The sequence below is a fragment of the Pseudomonas sp. BTN1 genome, assembly GCF_001907715.1.
In the GTDB taxonomy this organism is placed as follows: Bacteria; Pseudomonadota; Gammaproteobacteria; order Pseudomonadales; family Pseudomonadaceae; genus Aquipseudomonas; species Aquipseudomonas paracarnis.
In genome coordinates this window covers 22,077-44,678 of record NZ_MPBM01000071.1, presented here as the reverse complement: position 1 = coordinate 44,678, position 22,602 = coordinate 22,077, and the positions used below count along the sequence as shown (strand labels likewise).

The following is a 22,602-nucleotide window of genomic DNA, read 5'->3' as shown; positions in this document are numbered from 1 at the left end:
GCGCCGCATGACAACCACCGAAACAACACCCGAATCGACCGCCGAGACCCCGGCCGCAACCGAAGCTGGCGCCGCAGCGGCCCTGCCGTGGGCCGACGTTCACGCCGAACATTTCAAGATGCTGCGCCTGGCCCCGCTGGCCACCGACCGCGCGACCGGCGCACGGCCGTTGCGCTTTGTGCAGTTCGGCTATGCCGAGCGCCATGATAAACACCACAGCCTGTTGCGCATGGTCATCCAGTTACCGGGCCAGCGAGTACGGCGCGAGCAGAACCACCTGGATATCTGGGTCGATCACGATAAACACCGCGTGCACTTCGGGCCCGGCAACAGCCTGGAAATCGAGCCGGCCAACCGCGGTATCGGGCGCTTCCTGGTGGCCCAAGGCGCCGCCTGGGCGAAGAAGAAGTGGTCCCACTACCGCGTCGACGGCGTGGACCTGGCCAACAAGGACGCCCTCAACGAAGCCACGCGCCTGCGCCGCGATCACTTCCTGCGTATCCAGGGTTTCGATGTGGCCTACGCCGATGTGCAGCACCTCAAGGGCAATGTGCAGCCCGGCAAGGTCAGCGACGTGCTGGACAGCTGGAACACCGAGAAAGTGCAGTTCGTGGAGATCCTGGAAGCCGCGCAAATGCTGCAACAGGCCGAGCAGAACCTGGCGGAGCAGGAAGTGAAGCTGCGCAAGGAAGAGGAGAAAGTCACCAAGTTCAAGCGTGAAGACAGCGGGCTGCGCTTTACCATCACTTGTCTGGTGGCGTTTACGGTGTTCCAGGCGGGGTTGTTGATCTGGATTGCCACGCACCGCTGATAGATTGAAATGCAATCAAAATGTGGGAGCTGGCTTGCCTGCGATAGCGATGTATCAGTAGCACAAGTGCAAGCTGACCCACCGCTATCGCAGGCAAGCCAGCTCCCACATTGACCGAGTTTCTGCAGTTATATCCGGGCAGCGAAAACGGCCTGGTGTTGGCGGCACTGCTCAGCCGTCAACATAAACACCCCATGCCCACCGCGCTTGAAGTCCAGCCAGGCGAAGTCCACTTCCGGGTACAGCGCCTCGACATGCACCTGGCTGTTGCCCACTTCGACAATCAGCAGGCCCTTCTCGGTGAGGTGGTCCGCCGCTTCAGCCAGCATCCGGCGTACCAGGTTCAGGCCGTCTTCACCGCAGGCCAGGCCCAGTTCCGGTTCGTGCTGGTATTCATCGGGCATGTCGGCGAAATCTTCGGCATCCACGTAGGGCGGGTTCGACACGATGAGGTCGAAACGCTGGCCGGGTAGCCCGTCAAACCCATCGCCCTGCACGGTGTAGACCCGTTCGTCGACGCCATGGCGCTCGATATTCTGGTTCGCCACTTCCAGGGCTTCGAAGGACAAGTCTCCCAGCACCACTTCGGCCTCGGGGAATTCATAGGCACAGGCGATGCCGATGCAACCGGAGCCGGTGCACAGGTCGAGGATGCGTGCCGGCGGCTGGGCCAGCCAGGGTTCGAAGCGGTCTTCAATCAGCTCGCCTATGGGTGAACGCGGGATCAATACGCGCTCATCGACGATAAACGACATGCCGCAAAACCAGGCTTCGTTCAACAGGTAGGCCGTCGGCACTCGCTCATGGATACGGCGATGCAGCAAGCGCTGCACGTGGGAGATTTCCTCTTCTTCCAGGTTGCAATCCAAATAGCTGTCGGCGATTTCCCACGGCAGGTGCAAGGCGCCCAGCACCAACTGCCGGGCTTCGTCCCAGGCATTGTCGGTGCCATGGCCAAAAAACAGGTCTTCCCCATGGAAACGGCTGACAGCCCAACGGATATGGTCGCGCAAGGTGCGCAGGCGGGAAGTGATCACGGGGGCAAGCTCCTGGAAAAAACGACTGGCGATTCTAACAGCCTTCACCTGTACCGACGATGTACGAAAAACCTGGCGCCGTACGTCGGATTTCATCCAATCTGCCCGCATTGTGTTAAACAGGCCTGCCTCTTGACATGGCTGCACGCCAGCAACGGCGTACCTTACGATAGTAGCGATTCACAGAAGCGCTCAGCCAGTGGACAATGTCGCAAAAGCCCCACTCACAGGAGCCCCAGAATGTCCGTTCCAAAGACGATGTTTCAACTCAGCGGTCGCGGTTACGCAGCAGCCAACCTCAATCATGCGACCCTGGTGATCATCGACGCCCAGAAAGAATACCTCAGCGGCCCGCTCGCCCTCTCCGGCATGGACGCGGCGGTAGAGAACATCAAGCAGCTTGTGACCGCAGCGCGCGGCGCCGGGCGCCCGATTGTGCATGTGCGCCACCTGGGCACCGTGGGCGGCCTGTTTGACCCCCAGGGCGAGCGCGGCGAATTCATTCCGGGCCTTGAGCCTGAGGGTGACGAAACCATCATCGGCAAACTGCTGCCCAGCGCCTTCCATGGCACCGGCCTGGAAAAGCACCTGCAAGACCTCGGCTCCCTGGACCTGATCGTCTGCGGTTTCATGAGCCACTCCAGCGTCAGCACCACCGTGCGCGCGGCCAAGAACCTGGGCTTTCGCTGCACCCTGGTGGAAGACGCCTGCGCCACCCGCGACCTGCCCTACAAGGGCGGTATCCTGAGCGCCGAGCATGTGCAGCAAACCGAAATGGCCATCATGGCAGACAACTTCGCCACCCTGGCGCTGGCCAAAGACTTGATCTGATCCTGCTGGCGGTGAGCGGCGTGTTTATTGCTCCGCTCATCCGCAAAGCCCTTTCATTTGGCGCATTTACCTCTCCCCCCGGAACAACCTGTGTATCTTCCGGTCGAAGGGCCGATACCCTGGAGGAAAGGTCGGAATGAAGATATCCGATGGTTTTGATGCTCGTCGCTTGCGCCCCAAGGGCCCGAGCAATTGGCGTCTGCGCCTGGTAGCGTGCATGGCCGCGTTGCTGGCGATAGTAGGCTTGTTGTTGGCGGGCGCTGGTGGCGCCGGCCTGTTTGGGCATTCGCCCGCCCTGGGCGAACTGAATGCCAGCCCGGGCGGCTCGGCCCTTCTGCTGGGGATCGGCTTGCTGGTGCTGTGGTTGGGCGTGTGGCTATGGCGTCGCAGCCGTCGGAAAATGCGCCAGCCGCTGTCGTTGAATATCGCCTCTCACCTGATGAAAAAGCACGACTGATGGCGCTTGGATAGCGTTTCCTGCGCCCTGGCCGCCGCGATTTAGGTAAACTGCCCGCCCTTCGCGGAGGCTGACATGCAAGACGACGATTTTTCCCTGTTCAAAAACGAGCTGCGCGGCGTCAAGCCGATCAAGCACGACCGCGCCGACACCGGCAAACCCAAGACTGACCGGGCGCAGATCGCCAAGCTGCGCCAGGCCGCGACCGTGCGCACCGATGCCACCACCGTGGATGGCCTGTCTGACCAGTTCGTGATCGACGTCGGCCCCGAAGATGAACTGATGTGGGCCCGCGACGGCGTGCAGGAAAGCCAGATGCGCAAGCTCAAGGCTGGCCAGATCCCGTTCGAAGGCAGCCTCGACCTGCACGGCATGACCGTGGAAAAAGCCCGGGAAACCCTCTGGGCCTTCCTGGCCGAAGCGACCAAATTCGAAATCCGCTGCGTGCGCGTCACCCACGGCAAGGCGGTGCGGTTGGACGGCAAGCGGCCGATGATCAAAAGCCACGTCAATACCTGGCTGCGCCAGCATGCCCAGGTGCTCGGCTTTACCTCCTGCCAGGCTCGTCACGGCGGCGCCGGCGCGGTGTATGTGATGCTCAAGCGCACCATGATGGAAGGGCGCGACGAGTAACAAGTGCCATCGTCAGGCTTGCAGCGATGTGTCCGCCACCGTAACCTTGCGCTTTGCGAAAATCCCACAGGTAGTTTCATGTCCCTGGAACAGAATTACACCGCGATCCTCGGCCAACTCGGCGAGGACGTGTCCCGCGAGGGCCTGCTCGACACGCCAAAGCGTGCCGCCAAGGCAATGCAGTACCTCTGCCGCGGTTATGAACAGACACTCGAAGAAGTCACCAACGGTGCCTTGTTCAGCTCTGACAACAGCGAAATGGTGCTGGTCAAGGACATCGAGCTGTACTCGTTGTGCGAGCATCACCTGCTGCCGTTTATCGGCAAGGCCCACGTGGCCTATATCCCGAGCGGCAAAGTGCTGGGCCTGTCGAAGGTCGCGCGTATTGTCGACATGTATGCGCGCCGCCTGCAGATCCAGGAAAACCTCAGCCGCCAGATCGCCGACGCCGTGTTGGAAGTCACAGGCGCCCTGGGCGTGGCCGTGGTGATCGAGGCCAAGCACATGTGCATGATGATGCGCGGTGTCGAGAAACAGAATTCGTCGATGATCACCTCGGTGATGCTGGGTGAGTTCCGCGAGAACGCGGCCACCCGCAGCGAATTTCTCAGCCTGATCAAGTAACCGGCCAGGCAGGAAAAAACCGGCGTTCATCGCCGGTTTTTTTTCGCCTGCAGAAATCAGGTAAGCTGCGCCCCCTCAGTCATGGGCAAGAGGTTTCAGCCATGTTCGTCAAAGCACTTCGAGTGGGCCTCGGCCACGTCATCATCGCGGGCGACTTTCTTACCCGCCCACGTAAAAAACAACGCCCGGCGGAGCAACAGGCCAAGGTCAATGCTGCAGCCAAGGACCTGACCCTGTATCAGTTCCACGCCTGCCCGTTCTGCGTGAAGACCCGTCGCACCCTGCACCGCCTGAATGTGCCGGTGGCGCTCAAGGACGCGAAGAACAACGAGCAGGACCGCCAGACCCTGCTGGAGCAAGGCGGCAAGATCAAAGTGCCGTGCCTGCGCATCGAAGAGAACGGCCAGACCACCTGGATGTATGACTCCAAGGTCATCATTGACTACCTGGACAAGCGCTTCGCTGCGCTCTGAAGCCCACTGCGGTCAATGTGGGGCTTGCCTGCGATGCGGGCACGGCGGCTCCCACATTTGCTCTGCTGTGTTCTTAATTCGGTATTGTCAGGTCGAGATTCAACAGTGCCGAACCCAGGCACTTGCCGTGGGCGTCCAGGGCCAGCGACCGGGTTACGCCGCCGCGCAGGATTCCCGGCAGGACGAAGTTCAGCGCCTGCACGTTCGGCAACTCATGACGCTGAACCGGTGCCGCATCGGGATCGCGTAAATCGGCAAAGAACTCGGCCACGCGCTCAGCCGTCAGCTGTTCACACAGCAACGGATAATCCTCGGCGCGATAGGCAATGATCGAGATGTTCGACGTGTCGCCCTTATCCCCGGTGCGGGAATGGGCCAGCCTGTGCAGTTTCATTCTTCAATCCTCGGTTTGACCGATTCACGGGGCAACAGCAACGACGCCACCGCCACCACCTGACGCACGCTCTTGCTCGCCCCACCGCCGCCGGCCGGGCCGTTGGTGTAGAGGGTCTCCACTTCATTGCCGATCCGCACGGCGTCGCTGCGCTCGTCACACCGGGCAGCGACCCGCAGGCGCACTTCCCAAGGCTCGACGCTGCTGCGCAGGCCGTGCAATGAGTCCATGCCGATCAACTCGGCGCGCAGGTCCTGCATGTTGACGCCGATCAACGCCAGACGTTTGAGCACCACTTCCCGCGCCAACTCAGCCCGTGCGACAGCACCGGGACCGCCGTAAGACATCTGCCCTTCACCAATCCAACCGTCCAGATAACCGACGCTGACCTTCAGCTGTTCAGGCCGGGCACGCCCGCTGGCTCCCTGGGCACGCACCCGGTCCACGCCCTCCTCGACAAACCCGACCTGGGAAAAGTCGGCCGTCACATCCGGGGTCAAGTAGGCTGCCGGGTCGTGAACTTCATAAATCAGTTGTTCGGCGCAGGTCGCGCGGCTGACCCGCCCACCGGAGCCTGCCACCTTGGTGATCACTGCATTGCCGTCGGCGTCGACCTCGGCCAGGGGAAAGCCCAGGCGCGCCAGATCCTCCACATCCTTGAAGCCTGGATCGACGAAATAACCGCCACTGACCTGCCCCGCGCACTCGAGCAAATGCCCCACCAACGTGCCCCGGCCCAGTCGCGGCCAATCATCGAAGGCCCAGCCGAACCCGAACATCTGCGGCGCCAGGAACAGCGAAGGGTCGGCCACGCGTCCGGTGATCACCACATCGGCGTCGGCGTGCAACGCGTTAAGAATGCCCTCCACACCCAAGTAGGCATTCGCGGAAATCAACCGCTCACCCAATGCGCCTACGGTCTGGCCGTTATCCAGCAACTGTTCGGCAGACAAGGTATGCAGCACGTCATCCCCGACCACCGCCACGACCTTGAGGCCCAGGCCCAGCTCGCCGGCAATGCGCCGCACTTCCCCGGCCGCCGCCAACGGGTTTGCCGCCCCCATGTTAGTGATCACGCGCAGGCGACGACGCCCCGCCCCCTGCCCTACAAAGGGCAAGACACGGCGCATGCGCTCAGCGAGCAGCGGGTCATAACCGCCCTGCGGGTCGCTGATGCGCGCCTGTTGCGCCAGGGCGATGGTGCGTTCGGCCAGGCATTCGAAGACCAGGTAATCCAGGTCGCCGTGTTCGGCCAGTTCCACCGCAGGTTCTATACGGTCGCCGGAGTAGCCGGCGCCGGAGCCGATGCGCAAGGTGTTCATCTCAAATCACTCCCAGGAGCAACGCCGTCAGGGTCATCAACACCGAGGCGGCAAACAGGAAAGGAATGGTGAAGCGCTGGTGATCGGCCAGTTCGATCTTGCACAGGCCCACCAGCAGGAAGGTCGCAGGGGTCAGCGGGCTGACCGGGAAGCCGGTGGTGTGCACGCCCAGCAGCGAAGCCTGGGCCACCTGAAGCGGGTCGACGCCCAGGGCTTTGCCGACTTCGGCGATCACCGGCATCACGCCGAAATAGTAAGAATCGGGGTCAAACAACATGCTCAGGGGCATGGACAAAAAGCCCACGACGGCCGGGATCAACTTGCCGTGGCCCGCCGGAATCTGCGCCACCGCCACTTCGGCGATGGCCTTGAGCATGCCGGTGCCTTGCATGATGCCGGTAAATACCCCGGCGGCGAGCAGGATACTGGCCATGGTCAGGGCGGTTTTCGCATGGGCGTCAATGCGCGCACGCTGGGCGTCCACGTTGGGATAGTTGATGCACAACGCAACCACGGTGCCGAGCATGAACATCACCACCGGGTCGACCCAGCCGGCGATCATCAACACCATCACCAGCACGGTCAGCACCAGGTTGACCCAGAACAACCGTGGACGACGCAGCTTGATGTCGTTGTCGCTGAGCACTCGTTGCGGCACCGCCTCCACGCTGGAACCGGCGCCCAGGCCCAGGCGTTTTTCTTCGCGATGACCCAGCCACCAGGCGCAGGCGAAGACAAAGATCAGCCCGACGATCTGCACCGGGATCAGCGGCTGGAACAGGTCGGCCACCGGCACATGCAGCGCCGCCGACGAACGCAGCACCGGGCCGGTCCAGGGCAGGAAGTTGACGCCTGCGGCCATCGCACACACGCAGGCGAGGATGCGTTTATCAATGCCCAGCCGCGTATACAACGGCAGCATCGCCGGCACCGTCACTAAAAAGGTCACCGCGCCAGAGCCGTCCAGGTGTACCAGCAACGCCAGGGTCGCAGTACCCACCACAATTCGTGTAGGACGCGTCCCGACCGTGCGCAGGATGCGATCAATGATGGGATCGAGCATGCCCGCGTCAGTCATGATCCCGAAAAACAGGATCGCGAACACAAACATGCCCACCACAGGGGCGACGTTCTTGATACCGGTAATGATGAAGGCGCTGGTTTGCAGGCCGAATCCACCGATCAGCGCGGCAATGATCGGCAAGGCGATCAAGGCCACCAGCGGCGAGAGACGTTTGCTCATGACGGCAGCGAGCAGGCACAGGATGGTGATGACACCCAGGGTTGCGAGCATGGGTTACTCCAGAGCGGCCTTGTTGGCCAGTTATTGTTTTCCCTGGAGTATTGGAAGCGGGTTAGTCTTTGTAAATTGGAATATTCGGCCTATAACGTTCGGAAAAACAAAATGAAGAACTCGATCCAGCACATCCAGGCCTTCCTCGCGGTGGCCCGCACTGGCAGTTTCACCAAAGCGGCCAGCGAGTTACACCTTTCGCCGTCGGCCCTCACCGTGCAGGTGCAACAACTGGAAGACTGGCTCGGCGTCGCCCTGCTCGACCGCAGCCCGCGCCACGTGAGCATTACCGCTGCGGGCCAGGAGGCGCGCGGGCCCATGGAAAAACTGCTGCTGGACCTGGACAACATCGTCACCGGCTCCCGCGACCTCGCCGCCTTGCGCCGCGGCGTGGTGACCATTGCCGCCCTGCCCTCAGTCTGCGCAGGCGCTCTGCCCCCGGCCTTGCGCCTGTTTCGCCAACGCTTCGCCGGCATCGAAGTGCGCCTGCATGACCTGGTGGCCCAGCGCATTCATGCAAAGGTTCGCAACGGCGAAGTGGATTTCGGCATCGGCGTGCGCGCCCGCCTGAGCCACGGGCTGGACTTCGTGCCGGTGCTCAATGATCGGCTGTGCGCATTTGTGCCATCGGGCCATGCGCTCGCCCGCCATCGCCAACTGACTCTGGAACAATTGGCGGACCAGCCGATCATCCTGACCGGCCGCGACAGCAGTGTGCGCGAGCAAGTGGACACGCTGTTCGATGAGACACGCCTGACGCTGAACGCCGGCATGGAGGCCAACTACATGTCGACCGTATTGGCCTTGGTGCGCCAGGGCCTGGGCATCAGTGTGTTGCCGGAGTCAGCGGCGGATAGCCTGGAAGGTTTGAAGCGGATCAGCATCGATCATCCCGGGGTGAATCGAGAGATCGGGTTGATCAGCCGTAGCGGGATGGGCTTGAGCCCGGCGGCGCAGCGCTGCTTTGAACTGCTCAACAAAGCACTGCCTGACACGCCGCCGCGCTAAATGTGGGAGCTGGCTTGCCTGCGATGCAGACACCTCGGTTTAGCCGGGGCGCCAGGGTGACGCTATCGCAGGCAAGCCAACTCCCACATTGGACCGAGGGAGTCAGTCGAGCATCGCCACGTACTTGGGATGACTGGCCACGCGCTGCAACCACGCCTGCACCGCCGGATACGGCGCCAGGTCAAAGCCGCCTTCATGGGCCACATGGGTGTAGGCATACAACGCAATATCGGCAATGGAAAACTGCTCGCCCACTAAATGAGGCGTGGCTTGAAGCTGACGCTCCATCACTCTCAAGGCCTTGTAACCGCCTTTGTGGGTGGTCTTGTATTCTTCCAGCCGATCCTCGGGCATGTTCAGGTAGAACTGAATAAACCGCGCCACCGCAATGTAAGGCTCATGGCTGTACTGCTCGAAAAACTGCCACTGCAATACCTGGGTACGCAGGCGCGGTTCGGTCGGCAGGAATTCGCTGCCATCGGCGAGGAAGTTGAGAATCGCGTTGGACTCCCACAGGCAGGTGCCGTCTTCAAGCTCCAATACCGGGATCTTGCCATTAGGGTTCTTGGCCAGGAACTCAGGGGTCTGGGTATCGCCCTTGAGGATATCGATATCGATCCATTCATACGGGATGCCCAACAGATTGAGCATCAATTTGACCTTGTAGCAATTGCCCGACTTGTAATCGCCATAAACCTTGTACATGGGGCTCCCCTTTTCGCCGCGCTGACCGAATGCTTGCGCCCACAAGGTGCGGGTATCGAAGGCTTGTTTCAAGGCGTTGCGCAGAATAAATCCCTTGGCCTGCGCCTTTCATCCCTTTTCGCCGAGACAATCGAAAACATTATTTGCTTTATTTGTATACAAAAGCATAATTCGCTTCGTGCGAGTTCCTGACCTTTTGGTCAACAAACCCGCCGGTACCTCAAAGCGCTGTTGCCCACTCATGTGACCGGCGCTGGAAATAACAATAAAACGATTGAGGAGTACTCGCTGTGGATAGCCGCAAAACCGAAGCCCCTACGTTGGACCTGGCCGCGCCCCGAGGCGGTTGGCTGGAACGCCTGTTCAAACTGCGCTTGCATGGCACCACAGTGAAGACCGAGCTGATCGCCGGCCTCACCACCTTTATCACCATGGCCTACATCATCTTCGTCAACCCCAACATCATGGCCGATGCCGGTATCGACCACGGCGCGGCTTTCGTCGCCACCTGCATCGCCGCGGCGCTGGGTTGCCTGCTGATGGGCCTGTACGCCAACTGGCCAGTGGGCCTGGCGCCGGGCATGGGCTTGAACGCGTTTTTCACCTACACCGTGGTCGGCACCATGGGTTACACCTGGGAAACCGCCCTCGGTGCGGTATTTGTCTCGGGTGTGCTGTTCATGATCCTGACGCTGTCGCGTATCCGCGAATGGTTGCTCAACAGTATTCCGGTCAGCCTGCGCCATGCCATGGGCGCCGGCGTGGGTTTGTTCCTGGGGGTGATCGGCCTGAAAACCGCCGGCATCATTGTCGACAGCCCGGCTACGCTGATCAAGCTCGGCTCCCTGCATGAGCCCGCGCCGTTGCTGGCGGCGGTGTGCTTCCTGCTGATTGCTATCCTCAGTTATCACCGCGTATTCGGCGCAATTCTCATCAGCATCATCGCCGTGACCCTGGCCGGCTGGGGCCTGGGCCTGGTGCACTACAACGGCATTCTCGCCACTCCACCGAGCCTGGCACCGACCTGGATGGCCATGGACGTGATGGGTGTGTTCAATGTGAGCATGATCAGCGTGGTATTTGCCTTTCTTTTTGTACACATGTTCGACACTGCCGGTACACTGATGGGCGTTGCGCAACGCGCAGGACTTGTGAATGCCGATGGCAAGATCGACAACCTGTCTCGCGCCTTGAAGGCTGACAGTGCGTCCAGCGTGTTCGGCGCCATGGTCGGTGTACCGCCGGTGACCAGCTATGTAGAAAGTGCCTCCGGTGTGGCTGCTGGCGGCCGTACGGGTTTGACCGCGGTGACCGTGGGCATATTGTTCGTGGCGGCGATGTTTTTTGCGCCGCTGGCCGGCATGATTCCCGCCTACGCCACCGCGGGCGCGTTGATTTACGTTGCGATGCTGATGATGGCGAGCATGGCCCATATCAACTGGGATGAAGCCACCGACAGCATTCCGGCGATCGTCACCGCGATCATGATGCCGTTGACGTTTTCGGTCGCCGACGGAATCGCCCTGGGTTTTATCACTTACGTGGCGTTGAAAGCCGGCACCGGCAAGTACCGCGAGATTTCCATCAGCCTTTGGGTGCTGTGCGCGATCTTTATCGCCAAGTTCATCTTTCTGTAGTTCGGGAAGGGCTGAAAAACCGCCTCACCTTCGGGTGAGGCTTTTGCATGAAAGGGAGGAATGTAAATGACCTTGGAAACCTGGCTGCTGTTCAGCGGCGCTGCGCTGGTGGTGATCCTGATCCCCGGCCCGCTCTCATTGCTGATGATCAGCAACAGCCTTAACTATGGCCTGCGCCGCTCGTACCCGGCGTTTCTCGGTGGTGTGTTTGCCTCGATCTGCCTGTTGAGCGCCTCGGCCCTGGGCCTGGGCGCGCTGTTACTGGCGTCCGAACAACTGTTCAGCGCGCTCAAAATTGTCGGCGCACTCTACCTGTTCTACCTGGCGTGGCAGAGCTGGCAGCAATCGCGTCTGCCCAATGCAGGCGCTGAAGTTCCGCACGCTGCGCCAGTACCACGCTTTCGTGCATTGTTTGGCCGGGCTTTTGTACTGGGCGCCAGCAACCCCAAGGACATCCTGTTTTTCGCTGCCTTCCTGCCACAATTTCTCAGCAGCCAGCAACCGTTCCTGCCGCAGTTGCTGGTCATGATCGTCACCTGGACGCTGCTTGATCTGCTGTGCAAGTTGGCTTACGGCTTGGGCGCCCATGGCGCTGCGCGCTATTTACGCAGCGGCTCGGGCCAGAGCTGGTTCAATCGGATCAGTGCCGCACTGTTTGGTGGCGCCGCAGCAGCGGCACTCGTCAACGCTAGGGGGCCAATTTGACGAAGTAGACGCTGGGGTTCAGATTGCCCTTCGTCGCCCATTGGATACCCGCCACGATCCGCACCAAGCGCTGTTCTTGCAGCGCGCTGTCGACCGCTTTCAATAGAAGAGAGTCGGGGTGTAATTTAATTGCGAACCGAATCCACTTGTCCGTCAGCTTGGTTCTCAATGTCATTCGCCCCGTCTCAAGCCATTGATAGGCGACATAGTAAATTTTGTTCGAATGACGATGCGTCACAACTGATTCGTGGCTGAATTCTCCAGTGGGTGTCCCCTGCCGCCGCAAAGACAAATCCTGGACGGCGAAGCCCTGCTGCTCCAGCACGGCTCTGACGGCAGAGCGCTCTGCCTCGAGCCGCTGCGTCCTGACCGGTGTGACGCCAAATTGAAGGCGCGGATCCAACGGGTGAGGCGGCGTGAAGTCAACACGCGTGAAGCCTGGCGCCTTGCCATCGTAACCGACGTACACCATCTCTTTGCGCCGCTCATTGGGCCGCAACATCTGCAGCAAATCATCCGTCTGGCCAACACGCCCATTTACCGCAAGCAACCACTTGTCGAGCGTTGCGCGAATATTCAGTAAATGACTGGCCGTTGCCAGTTGTGGCGGCCCCGACAACTCAATCAGCCTGGCGACTGCCAGCGCTTGGCTTGTATTTGTCAAGGCGGGAAAAGCACTGCCCACATAGCGCTCCAGTGGCCTGTCGAACAGCGGCGCATGCAACTGCCACTCGCCCGCCGAAGTGCGTGATACCGGAATGGGCTGATCGTTGATTGCCGTACTTGTCCAGCGCTCAATATCAGTGCGAGCCAATGAAACCTGCTGCGTATCCCTGGTAATAAACGCAATGTCGGTCAATGGCGCCTGATCCCCCGTTTCCAGTAGCCTGTAATATCCGATTCCCGATCCAGCGCTCGGTGTGTCATACCTCGCGCCGATATAGATGGCATTGTAGAAGGCTCCTTGAGGAGTCGATTGCACACGTAAAACGCCAGGTATCGTTGAGTCCGACAGCTCAATGGCCTGGGCTCGAATACGCCAATCGAACCAGTGGGTGGCGGCCGTTGAGGACTGGACAATGGTGCTTTGTGTAGCAGAACGCACAGTCGGTGGGAACCAATCCCGTAGCGCCTCTACTTCTACGCGCCAGGGGTTGAGCACCCCCGAGCTGGGCCCCGGTTGAGGGTCGCCCGAGCCCAACAAGCGTTCACCGGGCTGATCGATGTGCAAGATCAACTCGTCTTGGCCCGGCTGCCGGGTATTTTTGAGTCGAAATACCTGTTCGTTTTCGCGCTGGTAAATCGGGTAATGGTGCGTATCGTCTGCCAGAAACAGCTCACCCTTTTTGACATGGATCCCCTTTTTGCCCGGGCCTTTCAGCGCCACGGCGTCGTCAGCAATCGCCTTGATTTTGAACCGGTCGAACACCTTGAGCTGAGTTACAACGGGCACCTTCACGCGCGCAAGGCTACCGCGCACGGCCATGCGCATGCGGTGTATGCGTGCCAGTAAAGCCCTCGGCGCAGGACGCGTCACCTTGGCCACAGCACTGCCGCGCCCCTTGGGCCCCGGTATAAAGTTTGTCAGCAGGTCAGCCGCCATAAACGCACTCATAAAACCCACGTCAACGGCATCATGAGGGTCCCCATAGCGATGAAAGCGCCGCGCCACAAGCAGCAACTCGTAGGCATCATTGAACATCCCGAATAACGGAGAGAAAAAAGCGATCAACCGGCGCCTGCGTGTCTCGCCCTGCTCGCCCAGGCGACGAGTGCGATACTCATCCAGCGCTTTGCCGGAATGGCTGGCTGCCTGGGTCTGACGTTTCAACTCCAGCACCGGGGCGTCGTAAAGCAATGCCTGGGCATCACTGTGGGACGTGGGGACAATTGCCAGCCAAGCCTCAGGTTCACTGGCAATCTGCTCAAGGATTACCTGCTCAACCTCATCCGGCAGCACCGTCGGCTCCAAGTGCTTGATACCGAAGGAGCGAACAAACTCAACCGCTTGCCATATCCCTTTGACCATGGCAAACGCAGGTATAGCGTCCAGGTAACTGACGGCAGCACCGAGCCTATCGACCCTGACCGGGTGATGGGTAATTGCCTGAAATGCCCAGCCGGGTGCGATCTGCCTCGCCAGCATCTGGGTGTTTTCAGGCCGTGCGCCAAGGCGGTTCAATGCATCCTGGGCTTGTTGCAAACTGCAGTACTCGGTGAGAACCAACGCGGGCGAAGCATTCGGCCAATAGATCACGCAATGCCCCGACCGCAGGTCTCGCACGATCACCAGGCCCGCGATATAGCGGTCATGCTGCATCGTGTGGCCCACTAAATGAAGCACATGCAGTTGCAGCTCATGTTGGTTTTTCAACAAGTCTTGCGGCGTTCGTGCCGCCATCGCCGTGGTGAAGATACTTTGCGCGGTTGCCGTCAAGCCTTGTTGCGTGGCCAACAACAGATGTTGCTCAGTGCCGGCAAGCAACGTCCGGTTCAGTAACTCGGGAATGCGCCCTTTGCTGAGCGTGTGGAGGGTATCGCCAGGCGGGTAAAAAACCTGGTTGATCAACGCGTCGTACTGACCGCCGACATCCAGCGAGGAAATCGTACGGATCAAGTAAGCGGCATTCAGTTGATTTTTCCATTCAGGTTGCAAATAGCGGGCGCGATTGAGTCGCCACTGCGTCCAGGGCGCCAGTGGGTCCAGGTTATGCTGCGCCAGTTGTAGCAGGCTGTAGGTGGTGCGCTTCAGGGTCGGGGTAAGTTTTATGGCGCGGTCGCCAATGGCACAACCGCTTGTCCATCCACAATAACTGCCTTGAACATCATCGGGCATATCAATGAAGGGCTGGTCGATATCAAACTGCGCAGGTATGCCGTCCAACCGCAAGCGATCGATCAGGGCACGGCGAGCGAAGGTTTCCAGACCGGGCAACTGGTCTTCAAGCCTTGTCTTGAATGCAAAAGTACTGCTCAGGTAAAAGCGCTGCGATCGCCTGAACTTCTTACGCTGGTAACGGGATGCGTGCTCCAGCCAAGCTGGCAGTTTCTTCGCTTGCAGTGCGGTTTTGCGCAACAACTCGACATTGGCCTGGGCGCGGCTCTGGGCGTCACTGACAGGTGCCTTGAGCTGCTCTTGCAGTTCTGCCAGCAGCAGCGCGCGGCTTATCTGCGCATCTTTCACGCCGTTGAATATGCGTGGGATGTCTTCTGTGCTGTTGTGCAGGCGCTGATAGCACCCAAGCAATGTCTTGATCGCAGCCAGTGCGGGCTTGCCATTAATCGGTACGTAGCGCACAGCCAGCGTTCCACGCGCCGCGTGTGAGCGCAAGTCGTTACGCTTGTCGTGCTCGACATAGTCCCACAGCGCGCTGCGGTCCCAACTCTCAAGGCTCGCTTTGATACTTCGGGTCAGGGCGTCCAGTCCGGAAAACCCCTGCACCCCACCTTCCGCTCCGAAACCGCACAGGACTACCGCATGCTGGCGTCGCGGCACCCGTACCGCCGCCGCCGTAGTCACCACCCACATGTTATGGAGCGGATAGAAGGCATCCGGGTCATTGCCAATCGCAATTGACAGCACTCGGGTTTGACTGTCTGGACGTTTTGACGGCAAAGGCTGATCGAGCACTTCGATGATCAGGTCCCGATGCGCGGTGCTTATCAACTTGAGTCGATGCTGCAATTGCACCTCACAGCGTAGCGCCTCAGTCTGGGCGTCAAGAAACAACGTGCCGCGCCTGAGCGTACCCTTTCCACCAGGGCGCTCAGCCCAAAATGCCACCTCGAACAGCCGTTGCTGGGCATCCTGCACCCACCTGTCCATCGTTTGGGCATGGGCGTTGAGCTGGGATACCAGCGATACAAATGCCTGGTATGCGGGCGTATCGTTACTCAAATCATCGGGATCGAGCAACGCAACCAGCCCTTTTTCGTAGCGTTTGATCCGGTGTTCTACGGTGTATTCGGCCAAGCCTGGCGCAGTGCTGCCAAAGATTATTTCGGCGTGTCGTCGTTGCTGGTCCCATTTGAGCAACTGCTCTCGAAGCGGGCCAAGTCGGGCCCCGCCGATCAACTGCTGCCGGTTACGCTCCACTCGTGCGAGAACAACTGCTGACTCCAGAGGCTGTGACGTTCCGGCGGCAAACACATGGGCGTGGTTGCTTTTTACCGTACACGCCAATTCATTGGCCCATTGCCCTTCCAACAACGCCTGCGCGCTCGACGCCAGCGCATCCTCCATAAGCTCCACGCCTCGAGAGACAGTGGATACCGAGGAGAACGTTGCAGGTGGATGCAACACAGAGCGACGACTTAATGGCAAACATTGCCAGAGCTCGTGTAGACGAGACCTGCCCAGCGCCTGCACGCCGCACGCCAGGGCGACGAAAGACGGGTACTCGTAAAAATTGCGAGCCACACCCGGTAAATAGACAACATGAGGCACATCATCGGGATCGCCCTCACGATAGAAATGCAACGCGCCCGCAATAGCCACCGCAGGGTTACCCGGCCACATCAACGGGCCTACTCGCACATCGGCCCACTGTCCGCCCGCACGCAGGCGTGCTTCAGCGGTTGGTGCATCGATCACGGCCTGAACCATGGCCAATCCAGCCCGTGATAGCTCGTTCAGTTGCCTGGCAATAAAGGCCCGGTCAGCAAAAAGCGCCTGGTGCAGCTCGATCCAACGCTCCCGGCGTGTGAGCCAGGAGCCGTACTCCAGCGCGTCCCAATATTGATTGGCTGCGCGACCCAACCGCTCAAACAGCCCCAACGCGATAACCCGCCGCAGCGCTTCCAGCGGTGTATAGGGCAACCGACGGTCAGGCGCGCCCTTGACGCTGAGGAGGGTGTATTGATTGATATTGAAAGGCACCGAAGGGCGGACCAGCAGCAACAACGCACGATCAGTCAAGGTGTCGACTTTCTGCGGTAAACGCGGAGGCATGGGGTCGGTGAAGAGCAGACTGTCCGGGTCAATCTCGAACGCCTTCTGCAACTGGGCGCGGATCACCTTCAAGATCCTGGGTGAGCGCCCTATCAGGCGTGTGAGCGCCCGTGTCGACTCGCGGCATCTCGCGTCGGCCAGCCCGATCTGATTGATCAGGCGGCTGGGATGGGGATAGGCGTTGATCCGTTCTCGCAACGGAGTGCGTAGGGCCTGTAAATCGGCATCGACGAAAAAGGGCGGCGCGTCCTCCTCAAGGGTGTCGTCAGGGTCACTGGAGGGCGCTGTAACGCCGAGCTGATCAGGGGGCAAGGTCATGGTGTTTTCTTCTCTATGCACTGAGGAAAAACCAGCCTAGGGCCCATCAATGAGCAAGAGGGGCTAGATAGTTGAGCGAAAAAAAGCCCGCAGTGTGCGCGGGCGAAACCAACGAAGAGCATTTGGGGGTGTGAAGCGAGGTGACGACTCAGCTACCGCGATAAGTGGAGTAGCTGTAAGGCGAAATCAGCAGAGGCACGTGGTAGTGGTCTTGCTCGGCACTGATACCAAAGCGCAACACCACCACGTCAAGGAAGGCAGGTTCAGGCAATTGCACACCGCGGGCACGGTAGTAATCACCGGCGCTGAACTGCAGTTGGTACACGCCGCTGCGGTAGTCGTCGCCTTGCAGCAGCGGCGCGTCGCAACGACCGTCTCCGTTGGTAGTGGCGGTAGCGACGAGCTCAAGCTGCGTGCCTTCGACACGGTAGAGCTCAACCTTGATTGCGCTGCCAGGGCAGCCGTGTGCAGCGTCCAAAACGTGTGTGGTCAAACGTCCCATGGCTTCTATGCGCCTCCGGAAGTCAGTGATTGAGAAACCCGCACCTTTTCAGAGCGTTGAAAAAGCCGGCGATGACCGATTAAGACACTTTTTATGAAAATTGTACACAATAAATTCCACAGCCTTCCAATCCCCTGTAGGAGCGAGCTTGCTCGCGAAAAACGTCAACGATGACGCGGGCTTTCAGGATGAAAAGTGGCGCGCTCGGGTTTTTCGCGAGCAAGCTCGCTCCTACAGTGGGCTTTTTCATTTTAATCTGACCATTCAGGCAAGTTTCTTGCAGAGACCCGTAGAGAGCCCGTTCAGAAAAAATGCAGAAATGCAGGCTTACAAAGTTCGCGATAAGTTGTATACAATCACTCATCGCTGTGACGCCACTCAGTCATTCCACTGCCCGGACGCCACACACACCTGCTACCACGAACAAGAAGGAAGACTGCAGTGAGCGCTGACTACCCACGCGACCTGATCGGTTACGGCAGTAACCCTCCTCACCCCCACTGGCCGGGCAAGGCACGCATTGCGCTGTCGTTCGTACTCAACTACGAAGAAGGCGGCGAGCGCAATATCCTGCATGGCGACAAAGAGTCCGAAGCCTTCCTTTCGGAAATGGTCTCGGCCCAACCGCTGCAAGGCGAGCGCAACATGAGCATGGAGTCGCTGTATGAGTACGGCAGCCGTGCCGGTGTGTGGCGCATCCTCAAGTTGTTCAAAGAGTTCGACATCCCGCTGACCATCTTCGCCGTGGCCATGGCCGCCCAGCGGCATCCGGACGTGATCCGCGCCATGGTCGCCGCCGGCCACGAGATTTGCAGCCACGGCTACCGCTGGATCGACTACCAGTACATGGACGAGGCTCAGGAGCGCGAGCACATGCTCGAAGCCATCCGCATCCTCACCGAACTCACCGGTGAACGCCCACTGGGCTGGTACACCGGCCGCAGCGGCCCCAACACCCGTCGCCTGGTGATGGAGGAAGGTGGCTTTCTGTACGACTGCGACACCTACGACGACGACCTGCCCTACTGGGAACCCAACACCCCCAACGGCAAGCCGCACCTGGTGATCCCCTATACCCTGGACACCAACGACATGCGCTTCACCCAGGTGCAGGGCTTCAACAAGGGCGACGACTTTTTCGAATACCTCAAGGACGCCTTCGACGTGCTGTATGCCGAAGGTGCCGAAGCGCCAAAGATGCTGTCCATCGGCCTGCATTGCCGCCTGATCGGCCGCCCGGCACGCCTGGCCTCGCTCAAGCGCTTCATTGAATACGTCAAAGGCCATGACCAGGTGTGGTTCACCCGCCGCGTGGACATCGCCCGTCACTGGCACCAAACCCACCCTTTCCCGGGAGCGGCGAAATGACTGCGTTCCAGACCCTGAAACCTTCGACCTTGAGCCGCGACGCCTTCGTCCAGGCCTTTGCCGATATCTACGAACACTCGCCATGGGTGGCCGAAAAGGCCTTCGACCTGGGCCAGGACGCGTCGATCGACCAGATCGAAACCCTGCACCAGCGCATGAGCGATATCCTGTTGAGTGCTGATCACGCCTCGCAACTGGCGCTGATCAATGCTCACCCGGACCTGGCCGGAAAAGCTGCCGTCCAGGGCCAACTGACCCAAGCCAGCACCGATGAACAAGCGGGCGCGGGTATTCACCAATGCACGGCCGAAGAGTTTTCTCGCTTCACCGAGCTGAATGAGGCCTACAAAGCCAAGTTCAAGTTTCCCTTCATCATGGCGGTAAAAGGCAGCAACCGGCATCAGATCCTCGCCGCGTTCGAAACGCGCATCCACAATTCGGCAGACACCGAGTTCAAGTGCGCGCTGGACGAGATCAACAAGATCGCGTTGTTCCGTTTACTGACCCTCTAGCAGTCCATCCCCAGCCACTCTATCTAAGGCAGACAAGAAGAATGAAAGCTTACGCCGTACCTTTCGAAAAGTTCGTCAACCTGGCCGACGCCCGCCTGGGCACCAAGATCATCTCGGTGACCGATGACTGGTTCGCTGACGCCAACCGCCTGTTCCAGCCGACCCCGGCCGTGTGGAAGGAGGGCGTTTTCGATGACAACGGCAAGTGGATGGACGGCTGGGAGTCACGCCGCAAGCGCTTCGAAGGCTACGACAGTGCGGTGATCCGCCTGGGCGTGCCGGGTTCGATCAAAGGCGTGGACATCGACACTTCATTCTTCACCGGCAACTTCCCGCCGTCGGCTTCCCTGGAAGCCTGCTTCCTGGCCTCGGGCGAGCCGGATGCCAACACCCAGTGGGTGGAAGTGCTGTCAGCCGTCGAGCTGCAAGGCAACAGCCACCACTACCACGAGATCAACAACGACCAGGCGTTCAGCCACCTGCGCTTCAACATCTACCCGGATGGCGGCGTGGCCCGTCTGCGTGTGTACGGCGTGCCGTTCCGCGACTGGTCTTCGGTGGGCGACAACGAACAGGTCGACCTGGCTGCCGCGCTCAATGGCGGTCGTGCCCTGGCCTGTTCCGACGAACACTTCGGCCGCATGAGCAACATCCTCAACCCGGGCCGCGGCATCAACATGGGCGATGGCTGGGAAACCGCGCGTCGTCGTACACCGGGCAATGACTGGGTGATCGTCGCCTTGGGCCACCCGGGCGAGATCGAGAAAATCGTGGTCGACACCCTGCACTTCAAGGGCAACTACCCGGATACCTGCTCGATCCAGGGCGCTTTCGTGAAAGGCGGCACCGACAGCCAGATCGAAACCCAGTCGCTGTTCTGGCGCGAACTGCTGCCGGCGCAGAAGCTGGAAATGCACGCCGAACACACCTTCGCCGAGCAGATCAAGGCGCTGGGGCCGATTACCCACATCCGCTTGAACGTGTTCCCGGATGGTGGTGTGAGTCGCCTGCGTGTCCTGGGCAAAGTCTCGAAATAACACCCGATCGTCCCCACGCTCTGCGTGGGGACGCATCCCGTGACGCTCCGCGTCACACAGCGGACGCAGAGCGTCCAGGGCAGCGTTGCCACGCAGAGCGTGGGAACGATCTATAGACAAGATAAGAAGACAGCCATGCGCACACTGATGATCGAACCCCTGACCAAAGAAGCCTTCGCCCCTTTCGGAGACGTTATCGAAACCGATGGCAGCGATCACTTCATGATCAACAACGGGTCGACCATGCGCTTTCACAAACTGGCCACGGTCGAAACCGCGAAGCCGGAAGACCACGCCATCATCAGCATCTTCCGCGCCGACGCGCAGGACATGCCGCTGACCGTGTGCATGCTGGAGAGACACCCGCTGGGCAGCCAGGCTTTCATTCCGCTGCTCGGCAACCCCTTTCTGATCGTGGTCGCGCCACTTGGCGATGAACCTGTATCGGGCTTGGTCCGCGCCTTCGTCACCAACGGCAGGCAGGGCATTAATTACCATCGCGGCGTCTGGCACCACCCGGTGCTGACGATCGAAAAGCGGGATGACTTCCTGGTGGTTGATCGCAGTGGCACAGGCAATAACTGCGATGAGCATTTTTTCAAAGAGGATGAGCGGTTGATCCTCGCCCCCCACCAATAAGAGAAGGTCTGATCACCCGACAACAAGGGTGACAGGCGAGAGGTAAAGACTGTGGAAGCACATCTGTTGGAATGGCTGAACCTGAGCGTGCGCTGGGTTCACATGATCACTGGCGTCGCCTGGATCGGCGCTTCTTTCTACTTCGTCTGGCTGGAAAACAACCTTAATCGCGTCAACCCCAAGAACGGCCTGGCCGGTGACTTGTGGGCGATCCACGGTGGCGGTATCTACCACCTGGAAAAATACAAACTGGCCCCGCCGACCATGCCGGACAACCTGCACTGGTTCAAATGGGAAGCCTATTTCACCTGGATGTCGGGCGTCGCGCTGCTGTGCGTGGTGTTCTACCTCAACCCCACGCTGTACCTGCTCGCCCCCGGCAGCAGCCTCAGCGGCACCGAAGGCGTGTTGCTGGGCATCGGCTCACTGTTCGCCGGCTGGTTCATCTACTCCTTTCTGTGCGACTCGGCCCTGGGCAAACGCCCTGCCCTGCTCGGCTTGATCCTGTTCGTGCTGTTGATTGCGGCGGCTTACGGCTTCAGCAAGGTATTCAGCGGCCGGGGTGCCTACCTGCACGTGGGTGCGGTGATCGGCACGATCATGGTGGGGAACGTGTTCCGCATCATCATGCCGGCCCAACGCGCGCTGGTGGCGGCCATCGCCGAGAACCGCACACCCGACCCGGCGCTGCCGGCCAAGGGCCTGTTGCGCTCACGCCACAACAACTACTTCACCTTGCCGGTGCTGTTCATCATGATCAGCAACCACTTCCCGAGCACCTATGGCAGCCAATACAACTGGCTGATCCTGGCCGGGATCGCGGTGGCGGCGGTGTTGGTGCGCCATTACTTCAACACCCGGCATGACAGCCAGAAGTATGCGTGGACCTTGCCCGTGGGCGCCTTGGCGATGATCAGCCTGGCCTACGTGACCGGGCCCAAACCGGCTGAACCGATTGCCAAGGCACCGGCTGCCATCGAGTACCAACCCCTGCCGGAAACTGCATTGGGCGGTGGCTTGAAACCCGCCGCGCCTGCCGCACCCGCCGCTGAACCGGCACCGGCCCAGGCCACCACGGACTTCGGCCAGGTGCACCACGTGATCGAGCAACGCTGCACCGTGTGCCACTCGGCCAAGCCCACCAGCCCGCTGTTCAGCACCGCTCCGGCTGGGGTGATGTTCGACACACCGGCACAGATCCAGCAACAGGCCGCGCGCATTCAAGCGCAGGCCGTGGCCAGCCAGATCATGCCGCTGGGCAACATTACCCAGATGACCCAGCAGGAGCGGGATTTGATTGGCACCTGGATCAACCAGGGGGCGCGCACCAACTGACTGTTTCAC

General features: G+C 60.2%; 21 protein-coding genes. 14 read left to right on the top strand and 7 right to left on the bottom strand.

What is annotated here, in order from left to right:
• The first annotated feature begins 7 nt into the window (after window positions 1-7).
• Window positions 8-811: a hypothetical protein gene (locus BMH52_RS26090; RefSeq protein ID WP_020302243.1), complete on the top strand. Its 804-nt coding sequence runs from the start codon at window positions 8-10 to the stop codon at window positions 809-811.
• 128 nt (window positions 812-939) lie between these two features.
• Here the strand turns inward: BMH52_RS26090 and prmB are convergent, their stop codons facing one another.
• Window positions 940-1,848: a 50S ribosomal protein L3 N(5)-glutamine methyltransferase gene (prmB, locus tag BMH52_RS26085; protein WP_072433733.1), complete on the bottom strand. Its 909-nt coding sequence runs from the start codon at window positions 1,846-1,848 to the stop codon at window positions 940-942.
• A gap of 240 nt (window positions 1,849-2,088) precedes the next feature.
• Between prmB and BMH52_RS26080 the strand changes: the two genes are divergently transcribed.
• The 5 genes from BMH52_RS26080 to BMH52_RS26060 all read left to right on the top strand — a co-directional run bounded on the left by BMH52_RS26080 (window position 2,089) and on the right by BMH52_RS26060 (window position 4,866).
• Entirely contained in the window at window positions 2,089-2,679 is a 591-nt protein-coding gene (locus tag BMH52_RS26080; RefSeq protein WP_072433732.1) for a cysteine hydrolase family protein, read from the top strand.
• A gap of 136 nt (window positions 2,680-2,815) precedes the next feature.
• Window positions 2,816-3,136, top strand: coding sequence for a hypothetical protein (locus BMH52_RS26075; protein ID WP_014719281.1), 321 nt, complete (start codon window positions 2,816-2,818; stop codon window positions 3,134-3,136).
• Window positions 3,137-3,211: 75 nt separating this feature from the next.
• On the top strand, window positions 3,212-3,769 hold the full coding sequence (locus BMH52_RS26070; RefSeq protein ID WP_003192796.1) for a Smr/MutS family protein: 558 nt from the start codon (window positions 3,212-3,214) through the stop codon (window positions 3,767-3,769).
• Window positions 3,770-3,847: 78 nt separating this feature from the next.
• The gene (gene folE / locus BMH52_RS26065) at window positions 3,848-4,393 is read left to right on the top strand and encodes a GTP cyclohydrolase I FolE (RefSeq protein ID WP_014719282.1); all 546 of its coding nucleotides are present in this window, start codon (window positions 3,848-3,850) and stop codon (window positions 4,391-4,393) included.
• A 101-nt stretch (window positions 4,394-4,494) separates the two neighbouring features.
• The gene (locus tag BMH52_RS26060) at window positions 4,495-4,866 is read left to right on the top strand and encodes a glutathione S-transferase N-terminal domain-containing protein (protein ID WP_014719283.1); all 372 of its coding nucleotides are present in this window, start codon (window positions 4,495-4,497) and stop codon (window positions 4,864-4,866) included.
• Between the two features lie 73 nt (window positions 4,867-4,939).
• On the opposite strand, the gene BMH52_RS26055 is transcribed toward BMH52_RS26060, so the two are convergent.
• From BMH52_RS26055 to BMH52_RS26045, 3 genes are read right to left on the bottom strand one after another with little or no spacing between them, the layout of a single operon-like run.
• Window positions 4,940-5,260, bottom strand: a complete 321-nt coding sequence (locus tag BMH52_RS26055; RefSeq protein WP_014719284.1) for a hypothetical protein — start codon at window positions 5,258-5,260, stop codon at window positions 4,940-4,942.
• Window positions 5,257-6,582 carry an acyclic terpene utilization AtuA family protein gene (locus BMH52_RS26050; RefSeq protein WP_073845523.1) on the bottom strand — a complete coding sequence of 442 codons (1,326 nt, stop codon included), beginning with the start codon at window positions 6,580-6,582 and terminating at the stop codon, window positions 5,257-5,259. Before BMH52_RS26050 ends, BMH52_RS26055 begins: the two co-directional genes overlap by 4 nt.
• Window position 6,583: 1 nt before the next feature.
• The gene (locus tag BMH52_RS26045) at window positions 6,584-7,876 is read right to left on the bottom strand and encodes a CitMHS family transporter (protein WP_073845522.1); all 1,293 of its coding nucleotides are present in this window, start codon (window positions 7,874-7,876) and stop codon (window positions 6,584-6,586) included.
• Window positions 7,877-7,987: 111 nt separating this feature from the next.
• Between BMH52_RS26045 and BMH52_RS26040 the strand changes: the two genes are divergently transcribed.
• Complete coding sequence (locus tag BMH52_RS26040; RefSeq protein ID WP_073845520.1) at window positions 7,988-8,884, top strand: LysR family transcriptional regulator; 897 nt, start codon at window positions 7,988-7,990, stop codon at window positions 8,882-8,884.
• Between the two features lie 102 nt (window positions 8,885-8,986).
• Here BMH52_RS26040 and BMH52_RS26035 read toward each other — a convergent pair whose 3' ends face one another.
• Complete coding sequence (locus BMH52_RS26035) at window positions 8,987-9,589, bottom strand: glutathione S-transferase family protein (RefSeq protein WP_073845554.1); 603 nt, start codon at window positions 9,587-9,589, stop codon at window positions 8,987-8,989.
• Window positions 9,590-9,879: 290 nt separating this feature from the next.
• Here BMH52_RS26035 and BMH52_RS26030 point away from each other — a divergent pair, with 290 nt between their 5' ends.
• Window positions 9,880-11,226, top strand: coding sequence for an NCS2 family permease (locus BMH52_RS26030; RefSeq protein WP_073845518.1), 1,347 nt, complete (start codon window positions 9,880-9,882; stop codon window positions 11,224-11,226).
• Window positions 11,227-11,292: 66 nt separating this feature from the next.
• Window positions 11,293-11,931 carry a LysE family translocator gene (locus BMH52_RS26025; protein ID WP_014719289.1) on the top strand — a complete coding sequence of 213 codons (639 nt, stop codon included), beginning with the start codon at window positions 11,293-11,295 and terminating at the stop codon, window positions 11,929-11,931.
• Here BMH52_RS26025 and BMH52_RS26020 read toward each other — a convergent pair.
• A complete protein-coding gene (locus tag BMH52_RS26020) occupies window positions 11,915-17,200 on the bottom strand; it encodes a dermonecrotic toxin domain-containing protein (protein WP_158068766.1) in 5,286 nt (1,761 codons plus the stop codon). The genes BMH52_RS26025 and BMH52_RS26020 overlap by 17 nt on opposite strands.
• 148 nt (window positions 17,201-17,348) lie before the next feature.
• Entirely contained in the window at window positions 17,349-17,702 is a 354-nt protein-coding gene (gene uraH / locus BMH52_RS26010) for a hydroxyisourate hydrolase (RefSeq protein ID WP_014719291.1), read from the bottom strand.
• Window positions 17,703-18,143: 441 nt separating this feature from the next.
• Between uraH and puuE the strand changes: the two genes are divergently transcribed.
• The 5 genes from puuE to BMH52_RS25980 all read left to right on the top strand — a co-directional run bounded on the left by puuE (window position 18,144) and on the right by BMH52_RS25980 (window position 22,593).
• Window positions 18,144-19,070 carry an allantoinase PuuE gene (gene puuE / locus BMH52_RS26000; RefSeq protein ID WP_073845514.1) on the top strand — a complete coding sequence of 309 codons (927 nt, stop codon included), beginning with the start codon at window positions 18,144-18,146 and terminating at the stop codon, window positions 19,068-19,070.
• Window positions 19,067-19,582, top strand: a complete 516-nt coding sequence (gene uraD, locus BMH52_RS25995; RefSeq protein ID WP_014719293.1) for a 2-oxo-4-hydroxy-4-carboxy-5-ureidoimidazoline decarboxylase — start codon at window positions 19,067-19,069, stop codon at window positions 19,580-19,582. Before puuE ends, uraD begins: the two co-directional genes overlap by 4 nt.
• Before the next feature lie 41 nt (window positions 19,583-19,623).
• Complete coding sequence (gene alc / locus BMH52_RS25990) at window positions 19,624-20,619, top strand: allantoicase (protein ID WP_014719294.1); 996 nt, start codon at window positions 19,624-19,626, stop codon at window positions 20,617-20,619.
• A gap of 135 nt (window positions 20,620-20,754) precedes the next feature.
• The gene (locus tag BMH52_RS25985; RefSeq protein ID WP_003192823.1) at window positions 20,755-21,258 is read left to right on the top strand and encodes an ureidoglycolate lyase; all 504 of its coding nucleotides are present in this window, start codon (window positions 20,755-20,757) and stop codon (window positions 21,256-21,258) included.
• A gap of 51 nt (window positions 21,259-21,309) precedes the next feature.
• Entirely contained in the window at window positions 21,310-22,593 is a 1,284-nt protein-coding gene (locus BMH52_RS25980) for a urate hydroxylase PuuD (protein ID WP_003192825.1), read from the top strand.
• The last annotated feature ends 9 nt before the right edge of the window (window positions 22,594-22,602 follow it).

Bases quoted from the DNA above. Each gene is read 5' to 3' on its own strand.
- BMH52_RS26090 (WP_020302243.1), top strand. From the start codon at position 8: ATGACAACCACCGAAACAACACCCGAATCGACCGCCGAGACCCCGGCC.
- BMH52_RS26080 (WP_072433732.1), top strand. From the start codon at position 2,089: ATGTCCGTTCCAAAGACGATGTTTCAACTCAGCGGTCGCGGTTACGCA.
- BMH52_RS26075 (WP_014719281.1), top strand. From the start codon at position 2,816: ATGAAGATATCCGATGGTTTTGATGCTCGTCGCTTGCGCCCCAAGGGC.
- BMH52_RS26070 (WP_003192796.1), top strand. From the start codon at position 3,212: ATGCAAGACGACGATTTTTCCCTGTTCAAAAACGAGCTGCGCGGCGTC.
- folE (WP_014719282.1), top strand. From the start codon at position 3,848: ATGTCCCTGGAACAGAATTACACCGCGATCCTCGGCCAACTCGGCGAG.
- BMH52_RS26060 (WP_014719283.1), top strand. From the start codon at position 4,495: ATGTTCGTCAAAGCACTTCGAGTGGGCCTCGGCCACGTCATCATCGCG.
- BMH52_RS26055 (WP_014719284.1), bottom strand. From the start codon at position 5,260: ATGAAACTGCACAGGCTGGCCCATTCCCGCACCGGGGATAAGGGCGAC.
- BMH52_RS26050 (WP_073845523.1), bottom strand. From the start codon at position 6,582: ATGAACACCTTGCGCATCGGCTCCGGCGCCGGCTACTCCGGCGACCGT.
- BMH52_RS26045 (WP_073845522.1), bottom strand. From the start codon at position 7,876: ATGCTCGCAACCCTGGGTGTCATCACCATCCTGTGCCTGCTCGCTGCC.
- BMH52_RS26040 (WP_073845520.1), top strand. From the start codon at position 7,988: ATGAAGAACTCGATCCAGCACATCCAGGCCTTCCTCGCGGTGGCCCGC.
- BMH52_RS26035 (WP_073845554.1), bottom strand. From the start codon at position 9,589: ATGTACAAGGTTTATGGCGATTACAAGTCGGGCAATTGCTACAAGGTC.
- BMH52_RS26025 (WP_014719289.1), top strand. From the start codon at position 11,293: ATGACCTTGGAAACCTGGCTGCTGTTCAGCGGCGCTGCGCTGGTGGTG.
- BMH52_RS26020 (WP_158068766.1), bottom strand. From the start codon at position 17,200: ATGACCTTGCCCCCTGATCAGCTCGGCGTTACAGCGCCCTCCAGTGAC.
- uraH (WP_014719291.1), bottom strand. From the start codon at position 17,702: ATGGGACGTTTGACCACACACGTTTTGGACGCTGCACACGGCTGCCCT.
- uraD (WP_014719293.1), top strand. From the start codon at position 19,067: ATGACTGCGTTCCAGACCCTGAAACCTTCGACCTTGAGCCGCGACGCC.
- alc (WP_014719294.1), top strand. From the start codon at position 19,624: ATGAAAGCTTACGCCGTACCTTTCGAAAAGTTCGTCAACCTGGCCGAC.
- BMH52_RS25985 (WP_003192823.1), top strand. From the start codon at position 20,755: ATGCGCACACTGATGATCGAACCCCTGACCAAAGAAGCCTTCGCCCCT.